The 7,068-nt window shown below is 69.5% G+C and carries 6 protein-coding genes; 3 read left to right on the top strand and 3 right to left on the bottom strand.

Annotation, left to right across the window (positions count from 1 at the left end):
- The 3 genes from narH to narI are packed head-to-tail and all read left to right on the top strand — an operon-like array spanning position 1 to position 2,812.
- Positions 1-1,608: a nitrate reductase subunit beta gene (gene narH, locus ABZ896_RS38770; RefSeq protein WP_360939676.1), complete on the top strand. Its 1,608-nt coding sequence runs from the start codon at positions 1-3 to the stop codon at positions 1,606-1,608.
- On the top strand, positions 1,608-2,093 hold the full coding sequence (gene narJ, locus ABZ896_RS38775; RefSeq protein ID WP_360939678.1) for a nitrate reductase molybdenum cofactor assembly chaperone: 486 nt from the start codon (positions 1,608-1,610) through the stop codon (positions 2,091-2,093). Before narH ends, narJ begins: the two co-directional genes overlap by 1 nt.
- Positions 2,090-2,812 (top strand): respiratory nitrate reductase subunit gamma, encoded by a 723-nt coding sequence (gene narI / locus ABZ896_RS38780; RefSeq protein ID WP_360939680.1) that lies wholly within the window; start codon positions 2,090-2,092, stop codon positions 2,810-2,812. Before narJ ends, narI begins: the two co-directional genes overlap by 4 nt.
- A 59-nt stretch (positions 2,813-2,871) precedes the next feature.
- On the opposite strand, the gene dnaK is transcribed toward narI, so the two are convergent.
- The 3 genes from dnaK to ABZ896_RS38795 form a co-directional block, all read right to left on the bottom strand.
- Entirely contained in the window at positions 2,872-4,731 is a 1,860-nt protein-coding gene (gene dnaK / locus ABZ896_RS38785) for a molecular chaperone DnaK (protein WP_360939682.1), read from the bottom strand.
- Between the two features lie 72 nt (positions 4,732-4,803).
- Positions 4,804-5,550, bottom strand: a complete 747-nt coding sequence (locus ABZ896_RS38790; RefSeq protein WP_360939684.1) for a glycerophosphodiester phosphodiesterase family protein — start codon at positions 5,548-5,550, stop codon at positions 4,804-4,806.
- 7 nt (positions 5,551-5,557) lie between these two features.
- The gene (locus ABZ896_RS38795; RefSeq protein ID WP_360939686.1) at positions 5,558-6,898 is read right to left on the bottom strand and encodes a hypothetical protein; all 1,341 of its coding nucleotides are present in this window, start codon (positions 6,896-6,898) and stop codon (positions 5,558-5,560) included.
- Positions 6,899-7,068: the final 170 nt, after the last annotated feature.

A 7,068-nucleotide genomic window follows, 5' to 3' on the forward strand; every position in this document is an offset into this window, starting at 1 on the left:
ATGAGAGTCATGGCCCAGATCGCGATGGTGATGAACCTCGACAAGTGCATCGGCTGCCACACCTGCTCGGTCACCTGCAAGCAGGCGTGGACCAACCGCCGGGGCATGGAGTACGTCTGGTTCAACAACGTGGAGACCCGGCCAGGCCAGGGCTATCCGCGCCGGTACGAGGACCAGGAGCGGTGGCGTGGCGGCTGGGAGTTGAACCGGCGGGGCGCGTTGAAGCTCAAGGCGGGCGGGCGCTTCCACAAACTCGCCGGGATCTTCTCCAACCCGCGGCTCCCGGAGATCAAGGACTACTACGAGCCCTGGACCTACGACTACAAGAACCTCACCGACGCCCCGCTCGGCGAGGACTACCCGGTGGCCCGGCCGGTCTCGCAGATCGACGGCAAGCCGATGAAGATCGAGTGGTCCTCCAACTGGGACGACAACCTCGCGGGCGCCCCCGCCTACGGCGACCTCGACCCGATGGTGGAGCGCACCCGCCAACAGGCCTCGGACAAGGTGAGGTTCGAGTTCGAGCAGACCTTCATGTTCTATCTGCCGCGCATCTGCGAGCACTGCCTCAACCCGTCCTGCGTGGCGTCCTGTCCCTCCGGCGCGATGTACAAGCGGGCCGAGGACGGCATCGTGCTGGTCGACCAGGACCAGTGCCGGGGCTGGCGGATGTGCGTGACGGGATGCCCGTACAAGAAGGTCTACTTCAACCACCGCACGGGCAAGGCCGAGAAGTGCACGATGTGCTACCCACGGGTCGAGGTCGGGCTGCCGACGGTCTGTTCGGAGACCTGCGTGGGACGGCTGCGCTATCTCGGGGTCGTGCTGTACGACGCCGACAAGGTCACGGCCGCGGCCTCCGTCCGGGACGAAAAGCGGCTCTACGAGGCCCAGTTGGGCGTGTTCCTCGACCCCGACGACCACGCCGTGCAGCGGGCCGCCGAGGAGGCGGGGATCCCGTACGACTGGATGGAGGCGGCCCGCCGCTCCCCCGTGCACGCGCTGATCAGCCGGTACAAGGTGGCGCTGCCGCTCCATCCGGAGTACCGGACCATGCCGATGGTCTGGTACATCCCGCCGCTGTCGCCGGTCGTGGACGCGCTGTCGGAGTCCGGGCACGACGGCGAGGACGCGGGGAACCTGTTCGGGGCGATCGACACGCTGCGGATTCCGCTGGAGTACCTCGCGGAGATGTTCACGGCGGGTGAAGTCGCCCCGGTGCGGGCCTCGTTGGAGAAGCTGGCCGCGATGCGCTCCCACATGCGGGCGATCAACCTCGGTGAGGATCCGGACGCGGCGGTCGCCTCGGCGGTCGGTATGAAGCCGGACGAGATCGAGGCGATGTACCGGCTGCTGGCGATCGCCAAGTACGAGGACCGGTACGTGATCCCGACGGCGGCTGTGGGAGACGCGCGACGGCTCGAGGAGTCGGCGCTGCCGGACGGGTGCAGCCTCGACTACGAGGACGGCCCTGGCATGGGCGGGGACGGGCCGTTCGGGCAGGACTCGGGTCTTTCGGGGCGCAGACAGCTGCCGCTGGTGTCGGTGGAGAACTTCCACGCGCTGAGCCGACGGCAGACCACGGACGATCCCGACAAGGAGGCCTGATGCCCTCGGACGCGGTGCTGTACCAGGCGGCGGCGCTCTGCCTGACGTATCCCGACGACGACTTCCGCGCGCGGCTGCCGCTGCTGCGGGAAGCCGCCCCACAGCTCAGGGAGTTCGTGGACCACGCGGCGGTGACGCCCGCGCAGGAGCTGGCCGCGCACTACGTCCGGGTCTTCGACTTCAGGAACCGCCACAGTCTGTACCTGAGTTGGTGGCGGGACGGGGACACGCGGCGGCGCGGGATGTCGCTGGTCCGCTTCAAGGACGTCTACCGGGCGGCGGGGCTGGAGTTCACCGGCGAGGAGCTGCCCGACTTCCTGCCCGCGGTACTGGAGTTCACGGCCCGCACCGGCGACACGGACCTGCTCACCGAGCACCGCGACGGGCTGGAGCGGCTCCGCTCCCGGCTCACCGACTTCGGCACGCCGTACGCGTCCGTCCTGGACGCGGTGTGTGCCGCGCTGCCGATGGGGGTGCGCTCATGACGACGCTCCTGTGGGGCGTCCTGCCGTATGTCACGCTCGCGTTGCTCGTCGCCGGGCTGGTCTGGCGTTACCGCTACGACAAGTACGGCTGGACGACGCGGTCTTCACAGATCTACGAGTCGACGCTGCTGAACGTGGCCTCCAACGCCTTCCACTACGGCATCCTGTTCGTACTCGCGGGCCACATCGTGGGGTTGTTCATCCCGATGTCCTGGACGGACTCCCTGGGGATCAGCGAGCACACGTACCACCTGTTCTCGCTGTACGGCGGGACGGCGGCGGGCGTTCTGACGGTGGGCGGGATCGCGCTGCTGATCTACCGCCGCCGTACGAAGGCGCCGGTGTTCCGGGCGACGACGGCCAACGACAAGCTGATGTACCTGGTGTTGCTGGCCGCGATCGTGCTGGGCATGACGGCCAAGCTCACGCACGCCTCCGGCGACGGCTACAACTACCGTGAGTCGATCGGCCCTTGGGCCCGCAGCCTCTTCCGCCTCCGACCGGACCTCGACCTGATGCGAGGCGTCCCGGTCCTCTACCAGATCCACGCGATCATCGGCATGACCCTGATCGCCCTGATCCCCTACACCCGCCTGGTCCACATGTTCAGCGCCCCGGTCCAGTACCTGTTCCGCCCGTACGTGGTGTACCGCAGCCGAGACACCGGGCAGTTGGGGCCGCGACGGGAACGCCGGGGCTGGGAAAGAACGGACGCCTGAGCCAACGTAAGGGGCGCGGGGAACTGCGCGACCAGCCACGACGGCGCCGCAGCCGACTCTCAGGCCGCTCCCCCCTTCTGGTCCTTCTCGTCGTCCACGATCTCCGCGTCGACCACGCCCTCTTCCTCAGCAGTGCCGGCGCTCGGTTCCTCCCCCGCCGAACCGCCGGAGGCACCCGCATACATCGCCTGCCCCATCTTCTGGCTGACCGAGGCCAGTTTCTCGACGCCGTCGCGGAGGGGGGCCGTGTCCGCGTTCTCCTCCAGGAGCCGCTTCACATCAGCCACCGCCGTCTCGACCTCCGTCTTCGTGTCGGCCGGGACCTTGTCCTCGTTCTCGCGGACGAACTTCTCGGTCTGGTAGACGAGTTGTTCGGCCTGGTTGCGGGTCTCGGCGGCCTCGCGACGGCGGTGGTCCTCCTCCGCATACTGCTCGGCCTCCCGCATCATCCGGTCGATGTCGTCCTTGGGCAGCGCCGAGCCGCCGGTGACCGTCATCTTCTGCTCGCGCCCGGTCGCCAGGTCCTTCGCCGAGACATGCATTATCCCGTTCGCGTCGATGTCGAAGGCCACCTCGATCTGCGGAACGCCCCGAGGGGCCGGCGGCAGACCGGTCAGGTCGAAGACGCCCAGCTTCTTGTTGTACGCGGCGATCTCCCGCTCGCCCTGGTACACCTGAATCCCGACCGACGGCTGGTTGTCCGTCGCCGTGGTGAAGATCTCCGAACGGCGCGTGGGAATCGTCGTGTTGCGTTCGATGAGCTTCGTCATGATGCCGCCCTTGGTCTCGATGCCCAGGGACAGCGGGGTGACGTCGAGGAGGAGCACGTCCTTCACGTCGCCGCGGATGACACCCGCCTGGAGCGCCGCGCCGACCGCCACGACCTCGTCCGGGTTGACCCCCTTGTGCGGGTCCTTCCCGGTGAGTTCCTTGACCAGGTCGGTGACGGCCGGCATCCGGGTCGAGCCGCCGACGAGGATCACATGGTCGATCGCGGCGAGCTTGACGCCCGCGTCCTTGACCGCCTGATGGAAGGGTGTCTTGCAGCGGTCGAGCAAGTCCGCGGTCAGCTCCTGGAACTGAGCCCGCGTCAGCTTCTCGTCGAGGTGCAGCGGGCCCTCGGCGGAGGCGGTGATGTAGGGCAGGTTGATCGTGGTCTCGGAGGACGACGACAGCTCGATCTTGGCCTTCTCGGCGCCCTCGCGCAGCCGTTGCAGCGCCATCTTGTCCTTGCCGAGGTCGACGCCGTACTGCCCCTGGAACTTCTTGACCAGCCACTCCATGATCCGCTGGTCCCAGTCGTCGCCGCCGAGGTGCGTGTCGCCGTTGGTCGCCTTGACCTCGATGACGCCGTCGCCGATCTCCAGGAGGGAGACGTCGAAGGTGCCACCGCCGAGGTCGAAGACCAGGACCGTCTGCTCCTCACCCCGGTCCAGGCCGTACGCCAGCGCCGCCGCCGTGGGCTCGTTGATGATCCTGAGGACCTTCAGGCCGGCGATCTCCCCGGCCTCCTTGGTGGCCTGGCGCTGAGTGTCGTCGAAGTAGGCGGGGACGGTGATCACGGCGTCGGTGACGTCCTCGCCGAGATACGACTCGGCGTCCCGCTTCAGCTTCTGCAGGACCCGCGCGGACAGCTCCTGCGCCCGGTACCGGGTGCCGTCGATGTCGCCCTGGTCGGGGAAGCGCCAGCTCCCGTCGCCCATGTACCGCTTCACGGAGCGCGCGGTGCGGTCGACGTTCGTCACGGCCTGCCGCTTGGCGACCTCGCCGACGAGCACCTCGCCGTTCTTGGCGAAGGCCACGACCGACGGCGTGGTCCTGGCCCCCTCCGCGTTGGCGACGACGGTCGGATCGCCGCCCTCCAGCACCGCCACCACCGAGTTCGTGGTCCCCAGGTCGATCCCGACCGCACGTCCCATCACCGGCCCCTTCCGCCAGGGAGCGTCCCGCGCCCGTCCCGCACTCCAGCACAAAACGGGAGGACGACCTTGTCAATGGGACGTGTACCCCAAAGGCCGCTCCCCGCGCAGCGCCACCGCGCGCCGGGGCCGGTCGGTGATCAGGACGTCGACGCGCGGATGGCCGAGGAAGGCCCGCATCAGGGGGTCCTCGTTGACCGTCCACACCATGGTGAACAGGCGGTGGCGGACCGCCTCGCGCAGCACGTTCGCGCGGGCCAGCCGCTGGTGGACGGCGACCCCGTCGGCCCCGCACGCCCGCACCCGCCGCATCGGCAGCAGCTCGCTCAGCCGGGTGCCGGGCAGCCGCCGCCGGGCGATCTCCCGGCCGTCACGGCCGAGGGACAGGGCGGTGCGGACCTCGGGAAAAGCGCGCGCAATGGCCGCGACGGAACGGTCCTCCAGGGTCGTGGCGACGAAACCGTCCGCGCCGAGCAGGGCCACGGCCATGTCGATCAGCTCGCGCTCGTAGCCGGTCTCCTTGAGGTCCAGGTGCCCCAGCATCCGGCCTCCGACCAGCGCCATGACCTCCTCGACCGACGGCACCGGGTATCCGGCCCGCTCGCTCAGCTCGGCATGGGTGATCCGGGACAGCGGCGGACCGCCCGGCCGGACGCGGGGGTCGTGGTAGACGACGAAGACTCCGTCGGCCGTACGCCTGATGTCGAACTCGACGTACTCCGCGCCGGAGAGCAGGGCGTCCTCGTACGCCTCGGCCGTCGCGGCCCGGGCGCGCTCGGAGCCGCCGCGGTGCGCGGAGACGGCGGGTCGGCGGGGCATACGGCGGTCAGCCTCCGGTCGGCGGGCGCTGGGCGGGGATCGGCGTGGGTGCGGTCAGCAGGGAGCCGGAGCGTCTGCCGGTCCGGATGATCCGGACGTATCCGATCACGGCGAGCACGAGGAAGGGAACCCAGGCCAGAAAGTACGCCGGGAGGTACTGCGCCGAGAAGATCGAGCGATGATCGCTGACGTTGGTGGCGTTGACGCCGAAGAACGCGAGGAGCAGCGTCGGAGGGAGGGCGATCAGCGTGGCGATCGCGACCAGCACGGAGACCGTACGGTCCCTGCGGTCGTCGCGCTCCGACAGTTCCGCGTCCAGCGCCGCCGAGCGGGCACTGATCACCGAGGTCAGCCGCTCCACCATGCGGGCCGAGTTGTCCAGGCTGTCCCGGATGCCGAGGGCGTCCCGCAGCGAGGACTGGAAAGCCTCCATGACCATCTCCGGGATCAGCAGACTGTCGACGTACGCCTCGACCCCGAACGCCAGGTCCAGCTGGAGCTCGTTGACCTCGGCGGAGAGCTGCGAGATCAGCGACCGGATCTCGTACGGCGACCTCGCCATGGCCTGTTCGTTGGCGCGCATCGCTTCGAACGCGGCCAGCCGGGTGCGCTGGAGGACGGCGAGCGCGGAGATCATGCCGAGGGCGACCAGGGTGAGGCCGTTCTCCACGTGTCCGGCCCAGCCGGCGTGCACGGAGACGCCGCGGCCGTGGGCGGAGAGGGTCGTGCCGTGGTCGCGCAGGTTGGGCGGCTCGGTGGTGGCCATCCGGCCGCGGTAGACGATCTCGTTCAGCCGGACGGACCGCTGGTCGGCATCGGCGGCCAGTAGCTGCTCGCGCAACTCGCCGCCCGGGAAGACCAGTTGATGCACGTTCTGGCCGAAGGCGAGTGGCTCCCGTGCGGTGAGTCGGCCGCGCAGCACCTCCAGCAGGGGCCGGCCGCCGAGCGTGATGCGGTCCCGGTCGAAGCAGGTCGCCGCGAGCCAGGCGGCCAGCGCGTCGGTGGGGGTGGGGCCCTCGAACTCGCAGTCCAGGACGAGGGTGACGTCACCGCGCGGAGTGGCGAGGACGGCGATCTCGACGGCGGACAGAGCGAGTCCGTGGTCGCCGTGCGGAAGCCCCAGGTCGGCGGGCGGCACGTCCTCCACCAGCACCGGCATGGGCAGCACGGCCTCGCTGGACTTCAGATGCAGGGCGAAGCGGCCGAAGTCGAACCGCTCGACGAGGGTGCCGAGCGCCGTCCGCTCTCCGGTCAGCCGGCCGGTCAGGCTGAACAGCACCAGGACACGGGTGAGTTCACGCGTGCCGGAGTCGAGTGCCGCCGTACCGCTGGATGTTCCCGTGATCATCGCGTTCCCTCCCGCGCCCTGGTCTCTTTACCCGAAGCGGGCGCCGTGCAGACCTCCCGGACGGTGAGTGATCGGCGCCCAGCGGGCCCGGGAGATCGCCGGCCTCGCCCTCCCGATCATCGTCTCGGTCACCGTCGAGACCACCGGCACCAAGCTGCTCGGCTCCGAGA

The organism is Streptomyces sp. NPDC047072, assembly GCF_040643855.1.
GTDB lineage: Bacteria > Actinomycetota > Actinomycetes > Streptomycetales > Streptomycetaceae > Streptomyces.

Bases quoted from the DNA above. Each gene is read 5' to 3' on its own strand.
- narH (WP_360939676.1), top strand. From the start codon at position 1: ATGAGAGTCATGGCCCAGATCGCGATGGTGATGAACCTCGACAAGTGC.
- narJ (WP_360939678.1), top strand. From the start codon at position 1,608: ATGCCCTCGGACGCGGTGCTGTACCAGGCGGCGGCGCTCTGCCTGACG.
- dnaK (WP_360939682.1), bottom strand. From the start codon at position 4,731: ATGGGACGTGCGGTCGGGATCGACCTGGGGACCACGAACTCGGTGGTG.
- narI (WP_360939680.1), top strand. From the start codon at position 2,090: ATGACGACGCTCCTGTGGGGCGTCCTGCCGTATGTCACGCTCGCGTTG.
- ABZ896_RS38795 (WP_360939686.1), bottom strand. From the start codon at position 6,898: ATGATCACGGGAACATCCAGCGGTACGGCGGCACTCGACTCCGGCACG.
- ABZ896_RS38790 (WP_360939684.1), bottom strand. From the start codon at position 5,550: ATGCCCCGCCGACCCGCCGTCTCCGCGCACCGCGGCGGCTCCGAGCGC.